A 22,700-nucleotide genomic window follows, 5' to 3' on the forward strand; every position below is an offset into this window, starting at 1 on the left:
GTACAGCACAGCAAGTTTGACGAACTTAGAATACAGGTCGTAGAAGAAGCACTTGAGCGGGGGAATATGGCTTTAACAGCCCGAAAGCACGGGATATCCCCTTACTCGTTATACAAATGGATGAAACAATATCGAGACGAGGTGGAGCCTGCAATGAATAAAAAGAAAAAGCTAGAAAACCTAAGCAATCCTCAGACGACAGAAGATTGGAAAGATAAATATGAACAGGCGACGAAGCTCATAGGTGAGAAGGAACTGGAGATCGCTGTCCTTCGTGACTTGGTTAAAAAAAAACATCCAAACCTCCAATGGAAGTGGCCAGAGAATGGATCTTAAAAGGCTACAAAGTTCGAACCATTCTCAGGATATGCTGCCTGCCTCGTTCTACGTATTACTATCAAGAGAAAACACCTAAGTCTCAGAAGGGCAACCATAAGCGCGGACGTCCTGTGCCCAAGTATTCGCTTACTTTTGAGGGCAAAAAAGTAAAGGATCATCAGATTAAGCGCTATATAGAGAAACTCCTGGAAGGTGAAGAATCGGCGTATGRTTACCGTAAAATCACCACTTGTTTACGTCGGAAGTACAAACTTCGCATCAATAAGAAAAAGGTGTACCGCCTTTGCAAAGAGATGCAGATTTTAGGCAAACGAGTGAAGCCAGCAGCCGCTCATCCTCGCCGCCTAGCGAATAATATGGTGATTACAGGGCCTAACCAGCTCTGGCAGCTGGACATCAAGTATGGGTACGTAGCTGGCTTACAGCGGCACTTTTATACCGCGAATATTATAGATGTCTATGATCGTCATCTCGTAGGTTGCCATCGAGGCAAGGCATGTGACACGAAAGATATTCTTCACACCTTACAAAAAGCATTGTTTAAGCGAGACATCCTGGGGCAGGAGCAACCCCTGACTATTCGGACCGATAATGGCCCACAATTCGTTAGCCATGCGTTTGGCGACTTCTGTGAGTCTAATGGAATTGTTCACGAACGTACGCCGAATAAAACACCAAATAAGAACGCCTACGTGGAATCCTACCACAGCATATTGGAGCGTGAGTGCTTCCGACGAAATATCTTTATGAGCTTTGAAGAAGCATTCGCTGAAGTCGATCGTTTTGTTTCGTTTTACAACGAGCGTCGCATTCATTCGAGCTTGTATGACTACTCACCCGTTGAATTTCTGGAGAAGTTAGCGAAAAACGAAGTAACTCCTTTCAAACTGGCGGTTTAATAAGAGAACACACACTTTAGTCGCCCAGTGTCCAATATTAGGGGGTTGGACCGGTAGGGAGGTACGTAGTATTCTKACAGCCGTGCTCTGAGGAGTGCGAAATTGGCAAAGGCAGGACAAAGGCAGCATCATACGCAGGAAAATCCCCCCATAGCCGGAGCCGTCAATCACCGCCGTTTCTTCAATTTCTTTGGGAAAGGTGTTCATATACGCGACTCACACGGATATCGCAATGGAAAGCTCGAGAGCCGTATAGAAAAAAATTAAAGTCGTATAGGTACGAGTTGCTGATTCTGCACATGCCTTCTTCACCCTCTCTTGATGTCTCATCGCTCCAAAAGTTCACAAACACCATCAAACTTTTTTTTAGGACAACAGATTTTTTGTTTGATTTTTCAAACGAGCCATAGTACCATGTGTGCAATAAGACTGTAAGGAAAAGTGGAGAGTGATCCCAAGGTGGAATCGATATCGCAAGAAATGCAATTTTTCACAGAGATGGCCAAAGGCATAACCGCCCAGTTCGGCGACAACTGCGAGGTTGTCGTGCATGACTGGTCGAAGCCCGTTGACAGCACGATCGTCGCGATCGAGAACGGACATGTCACAAGGCGCAAGGTTGGGGATCCCGGTACGAATCTCGGTCTGGAAATCATGCGTGGAACGTCGGAAGGCGACAACCGCAATAATTACGTAACGCAAACGAAGGACGGGCGGATTCTCCGCTCCACCTCCATGTATGTAAAAAACAATGCCGGCACGATCATCGGCGCGCTGTGCATCAATTTCGACATCACCGATCTGATGGTGGCCGAGAAAACGCTGCAATCTCTTACGGCAAGCGGCCTCCAGCCGATACGCGAATCGTTCGTAAGCAATGTGAACGATCTACTCGATACGCTCATCCAGGAAGCGCAGGAGACGGTCGGCAAACCTCCGGCAGCGATGGCCAAAGATGACAAAATCAAAATCATCCAGCTGCTCGACCAAAAAGGAGCTTTCCTCATCAAGAAGTCCGGCGAGAAGATTTGCAGCTATTTAAGCATTTCCAAGTTTACGTTGTATAGCTATTTGGAGGAATCCAAAGTCGCTGAAAACGAAGAGGGAGCGTTCGAATGAGCAAGCTGCTGGATATCCCTTTGTTCAATGGGCGCGAGGTGGAAACACCTTGCGTCATCATCAACCGTGCAATTGTTGATGCCAACGTTGCAAGAATGGCGGAGGCTGTAGCGAACCGCGGCGTAAAGCTGCGGCCGCATGCCAAAACCCATAAGTTGCCGGAAATGGCCGCGCGGCAGCTATCCGCAGGTGCCGTAGGCGTTACCGTTGCCAAAATTTCCGAGGCTGAGGTTATGGCGAGCGCCGGAATCCGTGATATATTCGTCGCTTACCCGCTAATTGCCCTCTCCAAGCTGGAGCGTGCGGCTGCGCTAAGCAAGTCCGGCGTACGCCTCGTTATCGGAGTAGACAGCCTTGAAGGTGCGCGGCGTATTTCCGAGACTGCCGTGCGGGAAGGCACTGAGCTCGAGGTAAGACTTGAGCTGGATACTGGCTTGCAGCGGACGGGAGTCGCCATAGGGAAAGCCGTGACTGCGGCCAAGCAGATTTCGGAGCTTCCAGGCGTAAAGCTAAGCGGAATCTTCACTTATCGAGGAGCTTTGCTAAACGGCTCTTCAACGCTCGATGTCCAAGGAGCCGGACACGAGGAAGGCCGATTGATGGCGGCGGCTGCCTCTGCCATTCGGACGGCCGGCATCCCTATCCAAGATGTGAGCGTCGGCTCCTCGCCGACAGCCGTATTTGCAGCAGAGATCGAAGGCGTAACGGAGGTTCGGCCCGGCACCTATATCTATCAAGACCGAATGCAGGCCGCATTCGGCGTTAGTACGCTGGAGCAATGCGCAGCAACTGTACTTGCCACTGTTGTGAGCCGTCCCGCGGACGACCTGATCGTCATCGACGGCGGTAGCAAAACCTTCGCCACTGATGTGCAGCCAGGCAATGCCCCATTGTATCTGAAGGGCTTCGGGCACATTGTCGGCGATTCGAGCGCCGTGCTGGAGCGGATGAACGAAGAGCATGGCATGATACGGATATCGCCAGAGTCCGGCTATCAGGTTGGCGACGTCATTCGAATCATTCCAAACCATATCTGCAGCACGGTTAATTTGCACAGCTTTGTTTACATCGAGGAAGCATCCGGACAGCTGCACAAAGCAACCGTAGCGGCACGCGGCATGCTCGAATAACACAAAGGAGGCGGATATGGCATGCTCGATCATTTTCTAAATGCTTTATTCTAAATGCTTTATTCTAAATGCTTTATTCTAAATGCTTTATTCTAAATGCTCTCGGCAGCACGAGCTGGGTGCGGACTTGGGAAACGTTGGCTAATATATGGAATTGGTCTGGTGATCAAATCCGTCCGAGCACATCGCCACCTATGTCGTGCACGGCATGCTGCGTATCGCGGTAACGGGCTTCGAGAATCGCCCTGCTTCGCAGTATGAATGTGAGTGCATGACGGCAAGCTATCAACCCCTGTCCGCGGTGAAGTCAACCATCTACATTTAAACTATTCAAACTATAAGGAGCTGTTTTCATTATGTCTATTATCGAGAAACGTCTAACCGAGCTTGGCATCGTCCTGCCAGAAACGACTAAACCTAAATTTTCTTATATCCCAGTTAACCAGACTGGCAATCTCATCTATACCTCGGGCTTTGATTGCCGGATTGACGGCGTGCTTATGTACGAGGGTAAAATTGGTTCCGATCTCACCATTGAACAAGGCCAGGAAGCGGCACGTCAGGTTGTCATCAACTTGCTTGCAGCAATGAAAACCCATCTTGGCGACCTCGACCGCGTCGTCAAGATCGTTAAAATTCTCGGCTTCATCAACAGCGCTCCCGGCTTCGGCGATCAGCCTTATGTACTGAACGGCGCCTCCGATCTGCTCATTGAAGTATTCGGTGAAAATGGCTGCCACGCCCGCTCTGCAATCGGAACTAGCGATCTTCCGTTCCATACGCCGGTTGAGATCGAGCTTATCGCTGAGGTTCGCTAAATAGCTGCCAGCAAGCAAAACCCCCAAGGCTCAGGCACTTGGGGGCATTTATGCTATTTCAATTAGTGGAAACACCATCATGCCGATTTACAAGTAAGCTTTTATTCCTAGCACCAAGCGCGGGAAATAATGACAAGCAGAATGAAGAGGACCAGAATAACTCCCAGACTTGAGAATGCTCCGCCAACTGCAGGACCGCAATTTGCGCCTGCAACCGGGTAAACGGGGCCACAATGTCCTGGACCTACGTTTGCACCTGCTACTCCATAGCTCATTTGTTCATCTCCTTTTTGTTAAGGTACAGTATCCTATGATTTTCGGAGGAAAACGTATAGGCGATTGAACAAAATGTGCTCTTGCTCATTTTCCATTCCCGCCCACACCCTTTCGGGATCAATTAACGCTGCCTGACGAATTCGGTTGGTCGAGGTCGATGAGGCAACACTATAACCGCCCCAAGCACTCATGCGCTTGGGGCGGTTATTTATGCTTTCAGATCGTGGAATAACGTTTTTTAGAGGATTATTGTTGCAATGAAGGTGTGTTGATTACAACCAAGAACGAGAAATTATGACAAGTAGGATAAACAGAACGAGGATAAATCCAATGTTCGAGAACCCACCGCCGCAGTTGTTGCCTACGCCTGCAACCGGGTAAGGTGCGCAGTGTCCTGGACCTACATTTGCTCCTGCTACTCCATAGCTCATTTGGCCATCTCCTTTTTGTTAACTTACACAGTATCCTATGTTTTCAGGACAAAAGCGTATGGGCTTTTGGAGGAAATGAGCAGATGCCTAATGAGCATCATTTTCGCGATAGGAGGATCGTATTCAACCATGCAAGCTCCGAAAGCGTTAGCTCGCCTTGTTCTGCTTTCTCCTTCCACTTTACGTCTTGAATCAGCTTTTGATTCGTGAAACGAGTCAACGTATCAACCAGAACTCTGTGCTCGCTGCTTGAGAGTACCAGATCCGTTTTACTGTCACTATTGCCATTTTGCATTTGTATACGCTCCGAAATCTTATTTTTAAAAGCAAACCATCCTGTCCACTTGCCGCTATCGTACATCAATCGCGGGCAAGTCTTCCCGCTCCAATCATAATGGCGGAAAAGTCGCTCCGTGCCCCAGCCGTACTGTTTAAGCAGCTTCGCGACGAGTTCAACCGCATTGCTTAACGTTTTCTCGTAATTGCCACTCTCACACAGCTCGATGCCGATTGACGTACGGTTACCGCTTGTCATCCCGCTCCCGTCACCGGCATGCCAAGCATGTTCATTAAGCGGGAGACATTCAATAGCCTCGTGCTCGTCCACAACGATATGATAGGATGCAGTCCGGGTATTGGAAAGATTGGTGAGCCACGCCCTTTCATTTTTTGCTGTGCTAGCCGGGTTTCCTGTGTTGTGGATGGTAATCGATTGGGGAAGCATGAATAAGCCTGGGCGGCGGTTAAACGAAGTGCTTTTCGGTATATGATCCATCTGGTAGTTACCGATTTCCATTCCCCCCTTCATCATCCGCTCCCCGCTGAATTGCACGTTCAACCTTAGCCTTTAATTCGCTTTCTATATGCTTGATGACCATATCTGGAATCCATTTCTCCCAGCCGGCCCGGTAGGCATTGGCCGTAAGCGACTGCCAGATATGATAAACCAAACCTAGTGTAATCGCATAAAACAAAAGCCCGGGCGTTCCTAGCATCATATCCAACAAGTTTGCTAGAAATGGAAACGCGAGTAAAAATACGGTTCGCAGAATGCCGTGACGCCCATACTCGGAGCTGTAGGTTTCGTCTCTTAACGACGCTGCGATGCCGGTGATCCAGTCCATTAAGATTGCAGCTAAAAGCAAGGTAATCGGTATAAGTCTCCCCTCCCCATAGATCAGATCAATCCATGGAGCAGCAGCAGCTCCTAATCCCGCGGCTAAAGTCTTTCCTGGCGATATTTCAAATTCAAAAATCTGCTTAAACAAAGGTAAACCTCCTTTTTTATAGATGAAAATATAAAAACCCTGCCGAGTGACAGGGTCTTTAAATAAAAGCTAATCGCTAGCTAACAATTCATCTAAGAAATGCCAAAAAACTGCTGTTTTGCATGCGCCTAATCTTTGCCGTCCTTTGTAAGAAGAGCTATCACATCTATCTTTATATTTGCTGGCACATCGTTAATAGTCTTAAGTCCTTTTCGAATAAGGTTAGCGTAAACCGTAGCCATCTAATTACCACCTCCCTGTAATGTCTCAATCGCATCAATGCGGTTTATTAGATTTGAAATTAACTCCTGTTGTTCTAAAATAAGTTCATAGGCTTCTGCAAGTCCTAGCATTGTGTAGACAACCTCCTGCTCACGTATTGCATTTTGCTGCGTTGCCTCATCATAAACTTCTGCTATCGCGATCGTACTTGATGTGCTCTCAGACTCTAGCTGCTCAATTCTTAGCTGTAAACTTGTTTTTGGAAGTAAAGCAATTCTAGCTTCCTCATCCGTGTGACCAAAGCGATCGTATACTTTTTCATCTAGGATACGTATTTGCAATGAATTGATAGCAGTTTGAATATTATTTTTATTAAGAGGGTTACCCATCTCATCGGTATCCTGTTCTATAACAGTATTACCGATTGTAAGTATATATGACATGGGGCTATCCACCACTTCATAGCTAATATTAATACTTGCAATGTACTCATCAATTACACTTTGTTCAACATCTACATAGTACCCACTATATTTTCGAATCATATACATGTCCCCCCCTCTTAGAATTGAGCGTTTACCAAACCTTGAATATAAAGATTTTTAATGGAAGCTTGATAGTCTGAACCATTCCCAACTCCAACACGAATACTACCAAATTCAGCAACTTCGACATTCATATCATGTGTGATACGAGAATACACAAAGTTATTTCCGCCACCGACAATATTTCCGATAGTCACCCACTGACTATCGATATAAGCATACACCAACAATCGACCAAGTGAGCCACCATTACCATGTAGCGCAACATCTGCCGAAATTCTATAACGTCCCTTTATTGGAGCTCTAAAAGAAATTTCATTGCCGGAAAATCGCGGTGTTCCATCACCTGAATAATAAATAGTATCTGATGCAGGATACACATAAGGTGTATGTAGAGGTGACCATACTGTCCATGTTCCTGAAACTTGCCTACGAGTCCATACTCTGTTGTTTTCTGTAGCATAAGCATTTTGCACTGTGTAGGCTTGAGTTGGGAATCTTGAAACCTGTAAGAAGAAATACCCTCCTGCTATTGGCCCATTCGTTGTAGATCCTACATGAAACCAACCGTCTTTAATAATATTATTAAAATCTATACCTTCTCCCAAATTAACCATTTCGCTGCTTATTTGCAGCCAAGGCTGCCATACGTTGTTAACCCGCGCCCTTGACCAAGTAGAACTTGTGGCTACATCTTTATATGTTTGGTTCAAATAGGAACTGTCATTAGGATGCTGCGTTACTTTTAAATATCCAGAAGAGTTAGCTATTGGGCCAGCTTGAACGTCGAATCCATAAAATTCTCCACTATTTACAACATTATTTAAATTAGGCTGGTTACCAAGACTGATTGTTTCATTACTTATTTGAGACCAGGAAGTCCATGTACCGTTATAGTTACGACGTGTATATACCCTGTTATTAATAAGGTTATATGCCTGTTGCGAAGCAAATCCAGCATCAATTGATTGAAAATGATCAATATAATATATATCAACTGATGGAATATTAGTAGCAGATGCATAGGCGTAATAGCGCCCCGTAACTGATAAGGTATTCATATTAAATCCGGCGGCAAGAACCTTGATAAACACACTCCCTGCAATCTCTTGCAGCGCCGTCTCTACATTTGTTCCCGCAATCAAATTTCCTGTATCAGCGATTGTAATCATAGATGCAGCATGCGACGAAGGATGTATATAGTTATTAGCTCCCGTCGCAATCCCATCCAGCTTGGTTTTATCCGCAGCGGATTGCAGCCCTGCTGTTGAAGTTGTGGCTGCTGCCGTATTTGCTTTGGCACTCCAAGCCGCTTTCTCCGAATCCGTAACAAAGCGGTTACTCGCGTCTTGCACAATGATGCTTGCCGGATGTGAAGATGGGTGCACATAAGCATTAGCACCCGCAGCCACCCCGGCAAGCTTTGTTTTCTCTGCCGTAGTAAAATCATTCGTTGATAACTGCTTCCCAGCTTCCTTATCCACCTTACCGGCAACTGCATTATCTAAAATATCTGCGTTAGCGTTAAAATCCATAATATCGACAACATCTGTGCCTTCCGGCTTTTTCAATCCTAAATTCCCAGTCGTTAGCATATGGTCACACTCCCTCGTAAACTCTTAGTTCGCTCCACGTCTTGCTTTTGGCTAGATTCCACGATAATTCTTTTATCTGGTTCCATACCGAATAGGTGTATTTCAAGCTATAAGCCAAATGAGCCGGTTTAATATCCTCCAGCATTTGAATAAACCCTGACATGTTTGGGGGAATACCCTTTGTTCCTACAAATACAACCTCAAACCGGCTTTCCGCAGGATATTCCACAACGTTCACTTCACCGCCTGAAAAAGCCATAGCAGTTTGAATAACTTTGACTTTCGTAGTCGTTCCAGCGCCACGTAATTTGGCGATCACGCTCTCGCGTCGACGGGCATACGGCAAAGAAGAGTCACTGGACAAGCCGATCGTTTTTTCCCATCGTGCTAATCCCCATGTTGCCGATTGAACAAAATATTGATTCAAAACATCCTCTTGCCGTTCTGAATGCTTTCCAATCTCCTCACCCAAGCATTTTTGAATTAAGAGCATCTCCAGAAACTGCTGATAATAGGAGGGCAAATAGCTCATTAAATCGATTTCGGCAGGTGCAGTGTCCTCTCCACCGACATTTTCCTCACCGTATGTTTGAACGCTATATAACATTAATCCATATGACAAAACCTACACCCCCTTCAATTGGTTCCAAGTCACGCCTGGACTCAATTTCCCGTTTGCCAAATCATAAACAAGCTTCACTGCATTCGCCGTTGCTGCTTGAACCGCACTAGTGCTGTTTATGGCATTGTTCAACTGAACAACACCTACTCCACTGGTCGAAGCCGTAGGAAGCCGGGCTATTGCTATCGTCCCCGATGTCAACTCGGAGGCAGCATGTACATGCGCTGATGGAACAAAGCTTGTCGGCTTACCGCTTACTCCCGCCCACGGCACCGAGTCGGCCGCTTCCGCTGAGTCTACTTTCCCATTATTGCTCGTGTCATAAATACTTTTGAGCATATCGCCTGTCGCCTGCTGAGCGGCGGCAAGCAGAATATTTCCGCCCGCTGTCCCGATGTACAGTTTTTGGGAGTCTGTGCAATAACCGAGCTCGCCGGTCTCTAACATACCAATGCTTGCTTCGGCACCCCGACGCAATTGAATGAGCACTTTTCTTGGCATTTATACACCTCCCTAAAACGTACCGCCATCAATAACGGCAACCCTCAAGCTATTTCCTGCAGCCGAATCATATACAATGCTCACGCTATCTACGTTAGCCTCAATGCCAGTCGCATTGACCAAAATGCCTTTGCCTGCCATTGCATTCACCGCTCCCGCAGCGACAGTTATACCGTTCCCCGCTCCAACGCTGAGAGTAACCGTATCTGCCTGTCCTCCACCTACTAGCCCACTGCCGGCAGAAATTGTCTGAAGCGCCCCGCCTGTTCTGACCCATGCCGTTCCATTCCAGCTATATACTTTTTGCTCATCGTCCACATAACAGGTCCAGCCGACCTGCGGGGTATAAAAATCCCAAGCTGTTCCGTTCCATTCCGTGATTTTATTCAAATGGGAAGCCCAAGCGCCTGCTGCGCCTGCCGAAATAATATAACGGTCATACGGTAAAGGTGCAGCTGGAGGAACAACTAAATCCTTATCCTTTACCGATGCCTGAGGCTCAATATTGTGCTTGGCGAGTTCGATTTCATTTCGAATCTTTTGCGCTGACCACAAGTCCGTTGCCGAAATACTATTATCGTTAATCAGGCGGTGCTTGGTCACATCATCCAGATGCGTTTTAATTTCAGCCGCAGTCTTCACATTTACGCCGTCGGATACTTTGTTTATGTGACCTGACGAAATATCAGCTTTGACTACCTTTGCATATAAAGCTCCATCAGTGATATCATCAAATGTCCCTGATAAATCAGTTAATTTCTGAGCATTGACTCTTTTCCAATTTGCTCCATCATCGAAATACAAGTAGCCAACATTAGTGCCGCTACTGACGTAATAAAGTCTTCCTTGCATTGCGGCAGCTGGTCTAGCCACCTCTGTGCCAGATAATGCCCGCCCTACAAAGCTATTCGCTGTTCCATCACCGATATAAACTTCCTTTGTATCCGTACAAAATCCCATTTCTCCTGGCAATAACACACCGTACGCAGCTAATTGTGCCTTTGTGCCGCGCTTCATCTGAATCGTCTGTGCCATACGGACCTCCCTTAAAATGTGCCACCATCAATGCTGCCAATCGATTTGTATCTCTCTATCTCTACCTGAATAGCCATGATGCTTTTCTGCAAATCGTTAATATCCCCTGCTTCCACCCTGTCGCCTGGCGTCTCATAAGTTACGAACACAACGTCCGCTTGCGAGAAAAGCTTCACCTGAAGCTTCCAAGGCGTTTCAATCGGAGAGGATAGAAAATAATTGGATACCTTTTCACCGTTTAAGCCTGCTTTTGTATAGATTTGAATGCTGTCTACTCGGATATCGTCATGGGCAAGCTCGCCCTCGAACACCCCGTTTATTACAGCGATTTCTTCTTCAATCACATACAGTTGTTCGTCAGCCTTCTTGTTCAGCTTCTCCTTAAAAATATCCAGCTCTGCAGGATATGGCACAACCTACACCTCCAGTTCCACTAGCCCCGCAACAGGCACCTCATCAATATCCAGACCAACATTGGCACCTCCGCCATTTAGCAGAAGCCCGTCATAATCAATAACGCCAGGAATATCAAGAAGTAGAGTTCCAAGCTTCGCGATGCTAACGTAGTTGATTTGGAAGGCCGTTTCTTCTAAATAAGCGCGCACCGCACTCGTGAATGCCTCGTTGATCTGTTGGATTGTATATCCTGTGGCAATTGTTACCTGCGCTTTAATATGAATAGGTACGCTAGAAGCAGAAATGACCGAAACCTCCGCGCCAATTGGCCTTTGTTCGTTTAAATAGGCAAGCACTGCTTGCTGAAGCACTTCGCTCGCAGGCTGCTTGTCTGCATTTACGATAACGACCTTTACCGTACCAGGTCCGTCCCAAAGCGGCATTACACGTGCTCCGCCAACGCCTGCAACCGACGTGGTCCACTTCATATAGTCGGACACATTGCCGCTTGTTCCCGGCTTTTGCACCTCCGCCAAAAATCTGGATCGCAGCTGTTCATCCAATTCTTCATCTTCGCCGGGTACCAGCACTTCTGAAAGCACCGCACGAGCAAGTGAACTGATATAATCGATCGGGAGCATATCACCGAATTGTTGATTCCCCACTGCTCCTTCAAGCTCGCTTTCGAGCACGAATGAACCGGCGCTTACTCTTTCTCTTACAATAAAATTGACCATATTCAGCGAATAGCGGCTGCCGATAGGCACGTCGATAGCCGCTCCGCCCGCTCCATAAAATTTCCCCAGCCGCTTCGCACGCGTAGCCGATTGTCTGACGATGCCGAAATCAGCGGTTCTCCTGCTCAGAAACTCTCCGCTCGAGGTATCTGCAAATGCAAGATTCATGCTTACATCGAGCTGGGCGTAAAGCTCCGACAATGCTGCTGCTGCAGGAGCAAGCGCATCATAAATAATGCTCCCCTCCCGCTTGTCTACATCCCCTGTCACCCGATCTAGCATTTGTTGCAGCAAGTGACTAAAAGTCATCTGTTCATACACGCTCTGTGACCTCCTCTCCAAAACTTCCGAATTCTGAGATAACAGTAAAACGAATGCTTGCGAAGTCCTCAATGACTTCGAACTGAAAATCAGTCACGCCGCTCACGCGTTCATCCTGCATGACAGCCTCCCGAATTCTCCGCTCCATCTCGGAGCGGACAAAAGACGGAGCCTCGCCAATCAGCCCCTGAAGCTCAGCTCCGTAATCCGAGCTATAAATAAAAAAATCATAGCGTTCCGTTTGCAAAATTTTAAACACCGCTTGTTTTACCGCATCTAGGCTGTCGGTCATGCCAACAATCCGATTGTTCATCCAATCCAACTTATAAGTCACGCTTGTCTCGACGCGCTCATTCTCCATAGCATCCGTCAGTCTTGCCCCTTGGGGAATCATGGCTTAACCACCTTGTCCAGCACCACAAATTGCTGCCCGCCTTGCACCCGGAGCATGAGCACGGTATCACCAGCTTCAAGACCGTTCCTTATCACCAGCCTCTCCGAAGAAGACAACGTCGCTTCAAACCTCGTAAGGCTTTCCGGTACAATTAAAAAATCCTCCGACAAGGTAAAACGTTGATCCACGTTTACCTCCAGAGGATTTGTTTTCGTTACTTTTCCGACCATCACAGCCATCGGATTGCCGGCGGCATGAGCCGCTGCACCTGCCTTTTTAATTGTATCCAGCAATGCCATTAAATCACCCTCAATTCCAGTTTCATCGTGTGTATATCCGCGTCGAATTTATGCGTACACTCATCTACGAGAAAATACTGATTGATATCCAGCTCTTCAATAATGATTGGTACATAGCTTCCCGCCCTCACCCGCAGATCACCAATCGCATCAATGCTGATGCTGCGGCTCTCACGGTTTTTCAAAGTCATGAGCTGGCTAAGCTGCTCTCTAATCTGTGCTTCATTCATTTTCTCATCTGCCTGCTTATATAATTGCAAACGTCCCCACTTCGCGATATTCGCACTGTCTTGTATGATGTGAATATCTCGCTTCCCTGTTACCTTATTGTCCTGATACATCTTAATTTTGTTATACGTTTCTCCGTCAATCGAACGCTTTAGCCCATAATCATATAGAAGACTATAATTACCGATGACAAAATCCACCTTCATGTCCTGGATATTCCGAACGGAAAGCTTGCCGAAATCATCTATTAGCATAAAATTTCCGCCTTTATGGATTAACGTCAAATCAAGGGCTTTGCAAATGATATCCAGCAGCTTCTGATTATCCTCAATCATCGACGGAATTTTATAAACTGTATCGGCAAGCAGCCCCGTCTTCAATTCATAATCATCTGCAATTTGCTTCACGATTTGCGAAGCGGTCACATCCTTCAAGACATAAGTATCATTCGTAAGCAAATACCGAAGCTGATCATAGGCTTTGATGGACACACTCTCGTCCCTGCCAGAATTAATCTCGAAGATGTAGCCATAAAAAACAGCCAATCCATCCTTGCGAAGCGTGATGATATCACCGTTGTTCACTTCAAACAAAGCGCTTTGGAACAAGCTGCCTTTAATAAACGCCAAATCCAGGCTCGATGCCGTCCCGATCCGTTTCGTCTTGTATGTGAGGGACGGTACTAAGCTGGTGATATTCCAAACCTTTCCATTTCGGTTATCAATCAATATTTCCAGCATCTTATCCCCCCGGCAGCTTGAGCAGCATACCAATCGGCAGCTGCCTCAGCTGCGAATCCTTGATGCCGTTCAACTTCTGAATTTCTTTCCATCGTCCCTCATTTCCTAGCTTTAGCCTAGCTACTTTAATAAGGGAATCGCCAGCGACCAATTTGTAAGTCTTCGGTGTCGTTTTGTCCGAAGGCCTGGGCTGTGCCTTGACGCTTGCTTTGTCATTTTTGACAATGACGGGCCTAGCACCATAGAAAGCATACTCCTTTAGTAAGATGCTATACTCGATATCACCAGAACCAGCGACTTCCTTCCATTCGAATTTCTCTATGCTCATAGGCAAGTTAATATCGAAGGTTTCACCCGTATAAATAAAGCGAATCGGCTGCTTTCGATCCAACCAATCCTTAATAACGGTAATATAAAAGACGGGATCCACCCACGTTTTGCTAACAATGAACGGATACGACTCTGCAGGAAAAAAACTATCAAACGAAATGCTAGTTAGCTTATGACCTTGGATTACATTGATTTCGCCTAGTCCGGATACTTCGTACGCTTTGCCGCCCGCGGCATCGCCTATCTTGATTTCCGGCGGATTGACGGGAAGCTGTACATTTTGCTGCTGATTGCCATAGCTCAGCCAGATGCTATGATCGTGATTTCGACTCGTAATCATACACTGTACGTCCTTTCCGCAGACGAGGCGATCTCTTCATTGAGGGAGCGCTCAATCCGTCCAATGATGGTATCGATATCGTAGCCGTTGTTGATATCGCCGGTTTGTACGCTGACCGTAGGCTGCAGGGATACAAAATTCTGAATACTTTTCGTCTCGGCCAGCTCCCGCATCGTCTTCAAATCCTCGCTGGAAATATCAACGGTTTCGTTGATCGATCCGACTTCCTCTACTCGGTTAATGTTTGGGGCTGCCCCGCCAAAACCGCTACCTGCTGGCTCGTCGGCATTAACAAAACCAGATTCTTTGTTTAGATCAAAGTTCATGCTATCTTTAAAACTTCCAACTCTGTCCATAAGCCCTGTTCCAAAATCACTCCCTTTGCTGAAAGCATCGCCTAAATTAGTCTGTGCCATTTTATATTTTGAGAAATCCACAACATTCTTCTCACTCTTTGGTGCAAACTGATCGATTTGGCTCGTATCAAACTTTCCAATCACGTCAAATTCGGTACCCGTTATTTTATTTACTTTTTCGAGTACCCAATTCAGACCGTCTATAAAAGTGTCAATCATATTCCCAAAGTAGCCAACAGCATTTTTAACAAGGTCATAAAATAACTTTTGAATGGCATAAACCGGATCAATAAAAATGTTAACCAGAAATTCCGCAACGGACAAAATAATGTTCCATAGTAAAGCGAAGCTATTTTGCAGTGCTGCGAAGAGTCCGGCAAACAATCCTGAAACAAAACCTACAACCTGTTCCACGGTTCCTCCGAAATATAGAAACAACCCAACTAAAGATCCAATAATTGCAATAACGAGCAAGATTGGCCATAAGAGCAGCAGCCATGCGCCAACTTGGGTTAAGACAGGCGCGACCATTGCCCATAATGCAGTGATTATCGTTGGAAGAAATACAGCGCCTGCCATCATTAGAATAGAAGCAATAAGCGGCCAATTATTTAAAAACTGGCTGAACACCCAAAGAGCTCCCTCTCCTACTTCAGCAAGCATACTAGCTACGAATGTCAGACCTTCTCCAAATAACGTGAAAAAGGCTTGGAATTTCTCACCTGCAACGAGCTCATTTAACTTCTCAAGCAGTGGCGACATCGCTGCAACCGCACCCATTCCTGCATCCGCAAAGCCAGATTTAATCATATTTTGCAAATTTGCGATCTGATTAGCTGGGCTGGCGCCGACCGTTTCTAGCGCTTCTGCCCCTAAATTCGCTTTTTCCCTCATCGCATCCAACGCATTGAGAAAGCCGTCCATATCCATTGCTTCTTCAAAGCCAACACCTTTGAACGCATCTTCGTTAATTTGGAAAGAATCCATTAAACCAGAGTAGTCGCCTTCCATGGCCGATTTTATCGCATCTGCCGCATCCTCAGAGCTTCCTCCGCTAGGACTTAAGGAAGAGAGTTCCATGGCCATATTCGTCATACGATTAAGTTGATCTGTATTCTGTACAGCAGGCATGAGGGACAAAGCCGTTTTTATCCCTTCGTTCACGTCCACGCCGTTTCTTACCGCGTTTCCTCTAATATTCTGATAGAGAGGCTCACCAACCTCAGCCCCTCCGGCTCGCGCAAAGAGTAACGCTTTAGATTGATGTTCCTCCAATGCCCCTGTTATGGCCAACGTTATCATTTGCTTAATCTTCTCGCCAGCGCCTAAAATAGCAGAATGCCACATGTCTGCTCCTTGCTGAGCCGCATTAACGAGCGCTTCGGGTACAGGTGACGCTTCTTCTGGAGCTAGCGGAGCTGCATTGTTATCTTGCAACAGCGTTCTAAGGGCAATAATTAGCTCGACCCCGTTCGCAGCGGCGCCCAAGCCATCTTCAAGATTACCCAGAAAACCTTGTCTTCCCCTTCTTCCACCCGTGTCTTCAGAATCATTTGATTCTGGGTCAGCAGGATCTGCTGGCGCGGGAGGAGCAGGAGGAGGTGTTGCAGCTTCACTAAATTTTTTAACCGATTCTGTAAAAGCATTCATCGATGTTGTTGCTTTCGTTAGCTCAACATCCAAATGGTTAGCTTCTACACTCATTTTTTCAAAAGCCTCTACCAGCTTTTTGCCTTGCTTGGTCGCTTCAATAAAGCTGTTATTTAATAAGATCATAAACCGATAAAAGGCTTCAGCAGAACCGCTCGTTCTAGCACCTTCACCATCAATAACGGCTGGGGAATTACTTGCCATCCTTCCACCCCCTACACACGGGCAAGAGCGCTCCCTTAAGAGAGCGCTGCCCGTCCTTATTTTCGTTTTGCCTTGGCACGCTGCTTCTTCTCGTTCTCGATGCGAACATCGATCATCGCATAGATTGCCGCTTTTTCACGCCGGGTCATGCCCATCAGCACATGCGGCAGAATACGAAGTTCATGGAGGGCGTAGTAAGCATAGTTCGCTTCCCCATCGCCCTCTTTAATTAGTTTTTTACTTCATCGGCCAAATCGTTCAGGCTTTGATTGAAGCCGTTAATTTCCTGGACGCGCTGAACGAGCGAGGCATATTCGCCTGGCAGCAGCATTTTGCGCAAAAGGTTCTCGGCACCTAGCACGCCATACGATTTCTGCAAATCCGCATCCTTTAGATTGGGAAACTGAATGCTGCTCACGACGAGCTTAGCGAGGTATTCATCCGTGTTCGTCTCGGGAACAAAAGCACCGTTTTTCCCCTTTACCTTGCGTGTAGAGGACTTCCGGCACTCCTCGTTCTCGGCTTCCGTCATGCTGCGCAGCTCCCAGGCTACGGCTTGTCCTTCGGCATCCTTGAACCGATCGGATACGATAAACGGCTGTGTCGATTCGACTGCCGCATTTTGCGCGAAAAATACACTTAAATCACTCATTGCTTATTGCCTCCATTTCGAATCTATAGTAAATTAACCCAGTTTAAGTGCCGTAAAGTGGTCTTGAATATCCACGCCTTCAAAGGTAAACTCGATTTCTTCCTCAAGCGCTTCGCTCTCGGTATCCAGCTTGCCGATAATGACCTTGTTCAAGTTGACCTTGTTCAGCACAACGGTTTGTTTCCCTGTAGCGGATGCTGAATCCTCATTCATGATAACAATGTCAAAATAAGCATCGACGCCTGTTTTCACATAATCAAGCATCATTTGGCGGAATTTCGAGGTTACATAATAGATGGTCATCGTGCCCGTTCCCGACCAGCCCGTTGCTTTGTGCTGCATGCCCCTGTGACCGAGCGTTTTGATTTCTGCCTTCTGCTTCTCGATGCTTGCCTCCAGCGTCTTCACGTAAAACATTTCTTCCTGCGAGTTGTTAATGACCGTGAAAGCCCGTCCTTCGCGGCCTGAAATCGTATCTCCTGCGTTCAAAAATGCCATATTACTTCACCGTCACTTTCATATATACTTTTTCTACGCTATCTACTGGTTGAATATGAACGTCAATCACAATGCTGTCGGAATCCGTACCGGCAAGCACCGACAAGTCTACCTGGGAGTCGAAATTTTGAATCGCGCCGAGCTCCTGTAAGCTGTTCAAATATTTCGTGCACTCGTTGCGGAAAAGACTGCGGCCATCCGCATTATTGTCTACTTTTCCGATATAGAAGCCCTCGAAAATCTGCTTAAAGTCATTTGCGATGCCGTCCAGCACGCGAATCACGCGGTTTTTCGAGAAGGCTTTTCCTTTTTCCAGTGTATAACCGGTAAACGTATTGATATCCTGCTCGACTATGACACGTCCGCCACTCACCGTGAACAATAGCTCGCCCGCCTGAAGCGCCGCAGCTGTTTGCGAATTCGTATAGCGAATATCCGCATCGATTGCCTCCTCATAGGCTTGATACGTCAACGATTCATTAATCGCTGCGCCAGCTGTTGCCGCCGCAACCCAGACCGTCGCTTTTTGGGCATCGATAACGGTGCCGTCAGCCAGCTTCACGCCGTTCTTGACGCTGATGACGCCTTCATGGTCGGCAGTCGTATAATTCGCCAGCACAACCTGAATTTTACGACCTTCCTCCTCGCGCAAACGGCGGGCAAAGGATGCATAGACCGCCTTTAATGCGGCATCACCAGAAACAAGCGCAATCGTATTAAAATCCTGCAGCTCAATCTGGGTCAAATAATCGGAATAGTCCTGATTCGTAACCGTGCCGTTGTCTCCGCCTGCTAGTGGAACGCCTGCAGCCAGAGTCAATGCCCCCGTACCACCGAAGTCAACAAATGCATTGCCGCTTAGTGCTGCAATGTTCACCACCGTTTGCCTATCCATCTCCGTATCGGCAGCATAAGTAATCACATCGAACAGCTCTTCGTCATCGACGTTCTGCTGCACGGCCACCTTGATATCATTGCCTCGAACGCCGCCAAATTTAGCTATAAGCGTCAGGCTGCCAGCAGCCGCTGCTGCCTTTGTTCCTTCATTCAAACGATAAAGGAGCAGCGTTTTCGCCTTTTTGAGCGCTTCACGCACCAGCAAAAGCTCAGGAGCGCTCACATCGTAGCCGAGCAAGGCGCTAAGGTCATCGCCTGCTTGGATCTCAATCACCGATTTTGATTTTCCCCAATTCAGTGTCAACGCCGCTGCCACCGTTCCGCGCTCGCCAATGCTGCCCACCTTTTGTTTCTCGCCTACCAGATTAATATAAACGCCGGGGCGCACCTTATTTTGAGATGTATAAGTTCCTCCTGCCATGTTCTACATGACCTCCTTTTTCAAATAGGCTGTTATCCGAGATAACGCTTGTTCATGGGTACAGCTGTCTTGATCGTTTAATACCGCTGTGAGCACGTCCTTCTGAGATGGCGTATACCGCCTTGCAGCCAGCAATTGCCGCTTGTTGAAGCTCGCATTCTTCCCTGCTTCCTGCCATTCCTTTTCCTTCATTCCATTCAGCCTCCGGCTTCCTTCATCAATTAAAGCGGCGAATTCATCCTATGATGCGCCTTGCCGCCTGCAGCAACTCGCTTATGCACTTACATATGAACCACCTCCTTTGCTTGGGCAAAACAAAAGGGACGATCGGAATGTTCCTCCGCTCGTCCCCGGTTATGATCTCTTGCACAATATCATAATATCACGGTTATTTGAGCGAAAACGGACATTAGCCGGACAGAAAGCGGACAACTTCGGCAAGCGCCTTTTGCTTCCATCTGCGGAACGTGCGATCAACGACTCCAAGCTCCGAAGCAACGAACTCAGTAGGCTTTCCTTCTATATAACGCAATCTCAGCAGCCGGGCATAATCAGGCTCAAATCCTTCTAGCGCCTCAAGCGCTTCGTCAATGCTGTGCAATTCCTTATCGATATCCTGAAGCTCGCTTATTTTATCGATGACGCCCATATAGCCTTCAAACCCGTTAGAACCTGATCGCGACTCTAGTACCTTCTCGATCTTTTGCTCCAGTTCGCGCAGCAGCTTCTCGTCCCCCGGGCTTGCGGCTGCCCTGCTTCTTATAACCTCGTTAAGCTGCGCACGGGTTCCTAACGGGTACTTCTTTAAATTCGCATGTGCCGCCGTTTCGATCCGCTGCTCCTGCTCGTCCAAATACATATAAGAAGGAAGCTTGCGCAGCTGCCGATGCAGCTCCTGCAGATCGTCATCCTCCGACATGCTGCTTAAGCGAATCCCAGGACCGACTGCTGTGCCTTCTAACTGTTTTTTTCTTGCCTTAAGCCTTTTATAAGAGGTTAATTGGTCAATAATCCGTTGTTCTTCCTTCATTTTTGTCCCTCCCGAGGATAAAATCATGACTAAGTATTTAAAATACCGTCAATGATAAAAAAATATCGGCCGATAGTGGTATTGACAATACTCCCGTCAAAAAATATACTTAATTTACGTATTTAAACTAGCAAATTTCCTTGTGGGATAAATAACACAAGATGTCGTCTGATAAATCTCATTGTATTAGGTATTTTAATTACCGTCAAGTATTTAAAATACCTAAATTCGTAATAGGAGGGTATTTAAAATGTCATTAGGAACTAGAATTAAACAACTTCGAACGGAACGAGGGTTAACACAGCAGGATGTGGCCACCCATCTCGAGATGGGCAGATCCAATTTGGGACATATCGAGAATGACCGTGTAACGCCAACGAGCGAGGACTTGCAGAAGCTGGCTGATATTCTCCAAACGACAACCGATTATTTGCTAGGGCGCGATGTGGCTGCAGCAGCCATACCCGAATGGGCGACGTACAAGGATAAACGCGATTTCAAGAAGCTGCTGGAAGAGGATGGGGAAATTATGTTCGACGGCGTGCCGATGAGCCCCGTTGATCGTCAACGCGTCATGGATGTATTAACCGGACTGTTCTGGGAAGCCAAGCAGATGAATAAACACAAAAAAAAGTCCGACTCGGCAGGCGATGCTCCTGATGATGCCAAAGGGTAGGTGTTGCTATGGATAAAATGATCGTAAAGCTCATTCGAAAATTCAAGACCAACGATCCCTTTACCATCGCTCAGGGGATTGGCATCCATATCCGTTATGCAGATCTCGGGGAGGGGACGAGAGGCCTTTATTTCAAAAAGCTGCGGCGGCGCTTTATCGTCATCCACGATAAGCTTCCGGAGGATTGGTGCAGGTTCGTCTGCGCCCATGAGCTTGGACATGATCGCCTTCATCCGGGCTTCAACCGCTTTTGGCTCGATGAGCAATCCTTTTTTAACGCGGGGAAGTACGAGCGTCAAGCGAACAAATTTGCGGTCCGGCTGCTGACTTCCGGTGATTCACCCGCTGCCAGCGACACGCTTGCGGAGCTGTTGATGCGCAACGGCGTGCCCGCCGAAATGGAAAAGTTCTATTTCTAACTCAAACACGACAGCCTGGAACGATAAAAGGCTCTAGCTCGGCAGCATCAGCTGCCGAACTAGAGCCCTTTCTATTAAATCGCCCAATTCCCATTTCGGAATATCGGTTCGCGAGTTCCCTCTTGCGTTACGCCGTCAATGTTCATATCCGGAGAGCCGATCATGAAATCCTCGTGCGTCAGGCTCCTATTGGCGCCATGAGCGAGCAGCTCCTCGGCACTCATATTCGTGCCGCCTTTGATATTAACCGGATAAGCTTGCCCTAATGCCAAGTGGCAGGAAGCATTCTCGTCGTATAGCGTATTGAAAAACGTTACGTTCGAATTGGAGATCGGAGAATCATGCGGCACCAACGCTACCTCTCCTAGATGTCTTGCTCCCTCATCCGTGTTCAATAAGCTCGTCAAGGCTTCATAGCCTTGCTCGGCTGAATGATCCACTACTTTGCCTTCCTTGAAGGTCAAGGAGAAGCCGTTAATGACCTGTCCGTTATAGTTAAGCGGCTTCGTGCTGCGTACCGTACCATTTACCCCGCCCCTTCTAGGCATCGTAAATACTTCCTCAGTCGGCATGTTCGGATTGAAGTATATGCCTTTCGCATTCGCTTTGGAGCCGCCCAGCCAAATATGGCCATCCGGCAGCTCGACAGTCAAGCTCGTGCCTGGCGCTTCATATTCGAGCTGTTTATAGCGCTTGGCATTGAGTACCTCGACCATTTGGAGCAGCTTCGCGTTATGTTCCTTCCAAGCCTCAATCGGGTCGTCCAAGCCGATGCGCGTCGCATCAATGATCCGGTCCCACAGCTTATCGAGAGCTTCATCCTGCGAGACATCCGGAAACACTTTTGCCGCCCATTCCGGAGTCGCATACGAGAGCAGCGACCAAGCATTCGTATGGTTCATAAGCGAGCTTCTATATCCGCTAAGCGCAGTCGACGCTGCCTTCGATGCAGCCGCTACTCTTGCCGGATCAACCTCGTTAAGCAGGTCAGGGTTAGGGGAATAAATCGTAATGAACGCCGCTCCCTGCTGAACGAAATCCTCCCACGCCTTCGCACGGAACATCGGGTACTCGGCAAGAGCCTCCTCCGGAGCCTGCTTGTATTTAATGAGAGACAGCTGCTCGTCGTTGTATTCCACATGAACGTTTTTCGCTCCTGCTTCATACGCTTTTGATGCGATGAGCCTTACCAAAGGCGCTGACGAAATCGGGGCCATGACGACCACCGTTTGACCTTGCTGAACGTTGACGCCTACTTGAACGGCAAGCGCCGCGTAATTTTCCAAATGCTGCTGTGTTGGATGCATCTATG

At 47.4% G+C, this 22,700-nt stretch carries 30 protein-coding genes; 7 read left to right on the forward strand and 23 right to left on the reverse strand.

Annotation, left to right across the window (positions count from 1 at the left end):
- The 5 genes from AB4Z29_RS13325 to AB4Z29_RS13345 all read left to right on the forward strand — a co-directional run.
- On the forward strand, nucleotides 1-336 hold a 336-nt coding region (locus tag AB4Z29_RS13325), incomplete at its 5' end, for a helix-turn-helix domain-containing protein (protein WP_441943542.1).
- The gene (locus AB4Z29_RS13330) at nucleotides 309-1,238 is read left to right on the forward strand and encodes an IS3 family transposase (RefSeq protein WP_441943543.1); all 930 of its coding nucleotides are present in this window, start codon (nucleotides 309-311) and stop codon (nucleotides 1,236-1,238) included. The genes AB4Z29_RS13325 and AB4Z29_RS13330, both read left to right, overlap by 28 nt.
- A 459-nt stretch (nucleotides 1,239-1,697) precedes the next feature.
- Nucleotides 1,698-2,357 (forward strand): helix-turn-helix transcriptional regulator, encoded by a 660-nt coding sequence (locus tag AB4Z29_RS13335; RefSeq protein ID WP_441943544.1) that lies wholly within the window; start codon nucleotides 1,698-1,700, stop codon nucleotides 2,355-2,357.
- Nucleotides 2,354-3,487 carry an alanine racemase gene (locus AB4Z29_RS13340; RefSeq protein ID WP_441943545.1) on the forward strand — a complete coding sequence of 378 codons (1,134 nt, stop codon included), beginning with the start codon at nucleotides 2,354-2,356 and terminating at the stop codon, nucleotides 3,485-3,487. The genes AB4Z29_RS13335 and AB4Z29_RS13340 overlap by 4 nt, the downstream gene beginning before the upstream one ends.
- 356 nt (nucleotides 3,488-3,843) lie before the next feature.
- Nucleotides 3,844-4,305, forward strand: a complete 462-nt coding sequence (locus AB4Z29_RS13345) for a RidA family protein (protein ID WP_441943546.1) — start codon at nucleotides 3,844-3,846, stop codon at nucleotides 4,303-4,305.
- Nucleotides 4,306-4,412: 107 nt separating this feature from the next.
- On the opposite strand, the gene AB4Z29_RS13350 is transcribed toward AB4Z29_RS13345, so the two are convergent.
- From AB4Z29_RS13350 to AB4Z29_RS13455, 22 genes are all read right to left on the reverse strand, one after another.
- Nucleotides 4,413-4,580, reverse strand: a complete 168-nt coding sequence (locus AB4Z29_RS13350) for a hypothetical protein (protein ID WP_376769666.1) — start codon at nucleotides 4,578-4,580, stop codon at nucleotides 4,413-4,415.
- A gap of 273 nt (nucleotides 4,581-4,853) precedes the next feature.
- Nucleotides 4,854-5,012 (reverse strand): hypothetical protein, encoded by a 159-nt coding sequence (locus tag AB4Z29_RS13355; RefSeq protein WP_183562566.1) that lies wholly within the window; start codon nucleotides 5,010-5,012, stop codon nucleotides 4,854-4,856.
- Nucleotides 5,013-5,109: 97 nt separating this feature from the next.
- A complete protein-coding gene (locus tag AB4Z29_RS13360) occupies nucleotides 5,110-5,808 on the reverse strand; it encodes a peptidoglycan recognition protein family protein (RefSeq protein WP_441943547.1) in 699 nt (232 codons plus the stop codon).
- A complete protein-coding gene (locus AB4Z29_RS13365) occupies nucleotides 5,795-6,280 on the reverse strand; it encodes a phage holin family protein (RefSeq protein ID WP_441943548.1) in 486 nt (161 codons plus the stop codon). Before AB4Z29_RS13365 ends, AB4Z29_RS13360 begins: the two co-directional genes overlap by 14 nt.
- Nucleotides 6,281-6,408: 128 nt before the next feature.
- Nucleotides 6,409-6,522: a CD1375 family protein gene (locus tag AB4Z29_RS13370; RefSeq protein ID WP_441943549.1), complete on the reverse strand. Its 114-nt coding sequence runs from the start codon at nucleotides 6,520-6,522 to the stop codon at nucleotides 6,409-6,411.
- Complete coding sequence (locus AB4Z29_RS13375) at nucleotides 6,523-7,053, reverse strand: hypothetical protein (RefSeq protein ID WP_441943550.1); 531 nt, start codon at nucleotides 7,051-7,053, stop codon at nucleotides 6,523-6,525.
- A gap of 11 nt (nucleotides 7,054-7,064) precedes the next feature.
- Complete coding sequence (locus AB4Z29_RS13380; protein ID WP_441943551.1) at nucleotides 7,065-8,642, reverse strand: pyocin knob domain-containing protein; 1,578 nt, start codon at nucleotides 8,640-8,642, stop codon at nucleotides 7,065-7,067.
- Between the two features lie 4 nt (nucleotides 8,643-8,646).
- Nucleotides 8,647-9,264 carry a putative phage tail protein gene (locus AB4Z29_RS13385; protein ID WP_441943552.1) on the reverse strand — a complete coding sequence of 206 codons (618 nt, stop codon included), beginning with the start codon at nucleotides 9,262-9,264 and terminating at the stop codon, nucleotides 8,647-8,649.
- 3 nt (nucleotides 9,265-9,267) lie between these two features.
- Entirely contained in the window at nucleotides 9,268-9,765 is a 498-nt protein-coding gene (locus tag AB4Z29_RS13390; RefSeq protein WP_441943553.1) for a tail fiber protein, read from the reverse strand.
- A gap of 12 nt (nucleotides 9,766-9,777) precedes the next feature.
- Nucleotides 9,778-10,800 (reverse strand): DUF2793 domain-containing protein, encoded by a 1,023-nt coding sequence (locus AB4Z29_RS13395; protein ID WP_441943554.1) that lies wholly within the window; start codon nucleotides 10,798-10,800, stop codon nucleotides 9,778-9,780.
- 11 nt (nucleotides 10,801-10,811) lie between these two features.
- Nucleotides 10,812-11,213, reverse strand: a complete 402-nt coding sequence (locus AB4Z29_RS13400; protein WP_441943555.1) for a phosphoglucomutase — start codon at nucleotides 11,211-11,213, stop codon at nucleotides 10,812-10,814.
- Between the two features lie 3 nt (nucleotides 11,214-11,216).
- The gene (locus tag AB4Z29_RS13405) at nucleotides 11,217-12,254 is read right to left on the reverse strand and encodes a baseplate J/gp47 family protein (RefSeq protein ID WP_441943556.1); all 1,038 of its coding nucleotides are present in this window, start codon (nucleotides 12,252-12,254) and stop codon (nucleotides 11,217-11,219) included.
- On the reverse strand, nucleotides 12,247-12,648 hold the full coding sequence (locus tag AB4Z29_RS13410; protein ID WP_441943557.1) for a DUF2634 domain-containing protein: 402 nt from the start codon (nucleotides 12,646-12,648) through the stop codon (nucleotides 12,247-12,249). Before AB4Z29_RS13410 ends, AB4Z29_RS13405 begins: the two co-directional genes overlap by 8 nt.
- Complete coding sequence (locus AB4Z29_RS13415; RefSeq protein WP_441943558.1) at nucleotides 12,645-12,947, reverse strand: DUF2577 domain-containing protein; 303 nt, start codon at nucleotides 12,945-12,947, stop codon at nucleotides 12,645-12,647. Before AB4Z29_RS13415 ends, AB4Z29_RS13410 begins: the two co-directional genes overlap by 4 nt.
- Complete coding sequence (locus AB4Z29_RS13420; protein ID WP_441943559.1) at nucleotides 12,947-13,915, reverse strand: XkdQ/YqbQ family protein; 969 nt, start codon at nucleotides 13,913-13,915, stop codon at nucleotides 12,947-12,949. Before AB4Z29_RS13420 ends, AB4Z29_RS13415 begins: the two co-directional genes overlap by 1 nt.
- A 1-nt stretch (nucleotide 13,916) precedes the next feature.
- Complete coding sequence (locus AB4Z29_RS13425; protein ID WP_441943560.1) at nucleotides 13,917-14,585, reverse strand: LysM peptidoglycan-binding domain-containing protein; 669 nt, start codon at nucleotides 14,583-14,585, stop codon at nucleotides 13,917-13,919.
- Nucleotides 14,582-16,795, reverse strand: coding sequence for a hypothetical protein (locus AB4Z29_RS13430; protein ID WP_441943561.1), 2,214 nt, complete (start codon nucleotides 16,793-16,795; stop codon nucleotides 14,582-14,584). Before AB4Z29_RS13430 ends, AB4Z29_RS13425 begins: the two co-directional genes overlap by 4 nt.
- Before the next feature lie 229 nt (nucleotides 16,796-17,024).
- Nucleotides 17,025-17,447: a phage tail assembly chaperone gene (locus AB4Z29_RS13435; RefSeq protein ID WP_441943562.1), complete on the reverse strand. Its 423-nt coding sequence runs from the start codon at nucleotides 17,445-17,447 to the stop codon at nucleotides 17,025-17,027.
- A gap of 33 nt (nucleotides 17,448-17,480) precedes the next feature.
- Nucleotides 17,481-17,945 (reverse strand): phage tail tube protein, encoded by a 465-nt coding sequence (locus AB4Z29_RS13440; RefSeq protein WP_441943563.1) that lies wholly within the window; start codon nucleotides 17,943-17,945, stop codon nucleotides 17,481-17,483.
- 1 nt (nucleotide 17,946) lies between these two features.
- The gene (locus tag AB4Z29_RS13445) at nucleotides 17,947-19,263 is read right to left on the reverse strand and encodes a phage tail sheath family protein (RefSeq protein WP_441943564.1); all 1,317 of its coding nucleotides are present in this window, start codon (nucleotides 19,261-19,263) and stop codon (nucleotides 17,947-17,949) included.
- A 3-nt stretch (nucleotides 19,264-19,266) separates the two neighbouring features.
- Complete coding sequence (locus AB4Z29_RS13450) at nucleotides 19,267-19,455, reverse strand: hypothetical protein (protein ID WP_441943565.1); 189 nt, start codon at nucleotides 19,453-19,455, stop codon at nucleotides 19,267-19,269.
- 217 nt (nucleotides 19,456-19,672) lie between these two features.
- Nucleotides 19,673-20,293: an ECF-type sigma factor gene (locus AB4Z29_RS13455; protein ID WP_441943566.1), complete on the reverse strand. Its 621-nt coding sequence runs from the start codon at nucleotides 20,291-20,293 to the stop codon at nucleotides 19,673-19,675.
- Nucleotides 20,294-20,543: 250 nt separating this feature from the next.
- On the opposite strand from AB4Z29_RS13455, the gene AB4Z29_RS13460 reads away from it, so the two are divergent.
- Both AB4Z29_RS13460 and AB4Z29_RS13465 read left to right on the forward strand, forming a co-directional pair.
- Nucleotides 20,544-20,969, forward strand: coding sequence for a helix-turn-helix domain-containing protein (locus AB4Z29_RS13460; RefSeq protein WP_441943567.1), 426 nt, complete (start codon nucleotides 20,544-20,546; stop codon nucleotides 20,967-20,969).
- Nucleotides 20,970-20,977: 8 nt separating this feature from the next.
- The gene (locus tag AB4Z29_RS13465) at nucleotides 20,978-21,388 is read left to right on the forward strand and encodes an ImmA/IrrE family metallo-endopeptidase (RefSeq protein WP_183562556.1); all 411 of its coding nucleotides are present in this window, start codon (nucleotides 20,978-20,980) and stop codon (nucleotides 21,386-21,388) included.
- Between the two features lie 74 nt (nucleotides 21,389-21,462).
- On the opposite strand, the gene AB4Z29_RS13470 is transcribed toward AB4Z29_RS13465, so the two are convergent.
- The gene (locus AB4Z29_RS13470; RefSeq protein WP_441943568.1) at nucleotides 21,463-22,695 is read right to left on the reverse strand and encodes an aminopeptidase; all 1,233 of its coding nucleotides are present in this window, start codon (nucleotides 22,693-22,695) and stop codon (nucleotides 21,463-21,465) included.
- Between the last annotated feature and the right edge of the window lie 5 nt (nucleotides 22,696-22,700).

The organism is Paenibacillus sp. 2TAB23, assembly GCF_052115165.1.
Lineage (GTDB): Bacteria > Bacillota > Bacilli > Paenibacillales > Paenibacillaceae > Pristimantibacillus.

Coding starts and splice junctions, on each gene's coding strand:
- AB4Z29_RS13470 (WP_441943568.1), bottom strand. CDS start 22,695: ATGCATCCAACACAGCAGCATTTGGAAAATTACGCGGCGCTTGCCGTT.
- AB4Z29_RS13340 (WP_441943545.1), top strand. CDS start 2,354: ATGAGCAAGCTGCTGGATATCCCTTTGTTCAATGGGCGCGAGGTGGAA.
- AB4Z29_RS13350 (WP_376769666.1), bottom strand. CDS start 4,580: ATGAGCTATGGAGTAGCAGGTGCAAACGTAGGTCCAGGACATTGTGGC.
- AB4Z29_RS13420 (WP_441943559.1), bottom strand. CDS start 13,915: ATGCTGGAAATATTGATTGATAACCGAAATGGAAAGGTTTGGAATATC.
- AB4Z29_RS13450 (WP_441943565.1), bottom strand. CDS start 19,455: ATGAAGGAAAAGGAATGGCAGGAAGCAGGGAAGAATGCGAGCTTCAAC.
- AB4Z29_RS13375 (WP_441943550.1), bottom strand. CDS start 7,053: ATGTATATGATTCGAAAATATAGTGGGTACTATGTAGATGTTGAACAA.
- AB4Z29_RS13430 (WP_441943561.1), bottom strand. CDS start 16,795: ATGGCAAGTAATTCCCCAGCCGTTATTGATGGTGAAGGTGCTAGAACG.
- AB4Z29_RS13360 (WP_441943547.1), bottom strand. CDS start 5,808: ATGGAAATCGGTAACTACCAGATGGATCATATACCGAAAAGCACTTCG.
- AB4Z29_RS13445 (WP_441943564.1), bottom strand. CDS start 19,263: ATGGCAGGAGGAACTTATACATCTCAAAATAAGGTGCGCCCCGGCGTT.
- AB4Z29_RS13440 (WP_441943563.1), bottom strand. CDS start 17,945: ATGGCATTTTTGAACGCAGGAGATACGATTTCAGGCCGCGAAGGACGG.
- AB4Z29_RS13460 (WP_441943567.1), top strand. CDS start 20,544: ATGTCATTAGGAACTAGAATTAAACAACTTCGAACGGAACGAGGGTTA.
- AB4Z29_RS13380 (WP_441943551.1), bottom strand. CDS start 8,642: ATGCTAACGACTGGGAATTTAGGATTGAAAAAGCCGGAAGGCACAGAT.
- AB4Z29_RS13370 (WP_441943549.1), bottom strand. CDS start 6,522: ATGGCTACGGTTTACGCTAACCTTATTCGAAAAGGACTTAAGACTATT.
- AB4Z29_RS13435 (WP_441943562.1), bottom strand. CDS start 17,447: ATGAGTGATTTAAGTGTATTTTTCGCGCAAAATGCGGCAGTCGAATCG.
- AB4Z29_RS13395 (WP_441943554.1), bottom strand. CDS start 10,800: ATGGCACAGACGATTCAGATGAAGCGCGGCACAAAGGCACAATTAGCT.
- AB4Z29_RS13355 (WP_183562566.1), bottom strand. CDS start 5,012: ATGAGCTATGGAGTAGCAGGAGCAAATGTAGGTCCAGGACACTGCGCA.
- AB4Z29_RS13425 (WP_441943560.1), bottom strand. CDS start 14,585: ATGATTACGAGTCGAAATCACGATCATAGCATCTGGCTGAGCTATGGC.
- AB4Z29_RS13390 (WP_441943553.1), bottom strand. CDS start 9,765: ATGCCAAGAAAAGTGCTCATTCAATTGCGTCGGGGTGCCGAAGCAAGC.
- AB4Z29_RS13345 (WP_441943546.1), top strand. CDS start 3,844: ATGTCTATTATCGAGAAACGTCTAACCGAGCTTGGCATCGTCCTGCCA.
- AB4Z29_RS13410 (WP_441943557.1), bottom strand. CDS start 12,648: ATGATTCCCCAAGGGGCAAGACTGACGGATGCTATGGAGAATGAGCGC.
- AB4Z29_RS13415 (WP_441943558.1), bottom strand. CDS start 12,947: ATGGCATTGCTGGATACAATTAAAAAGGCAGGTGCAGCGGCTCATGCC.
- AB4Z29_RS13465 (WP_183562556.1), top strand. CDS start 20,978: ATGGATAAAATGATCGTAAAGCTCATTCGAAAATTCAAGACCAACGAT.
- AB4Z29_RS13455 (WP_441943566.1), bottom strand. CDS start 20,293: ATGAAGGAAGAACAACGGATTATTGACCAATTAACCTCTTATAAAAGG.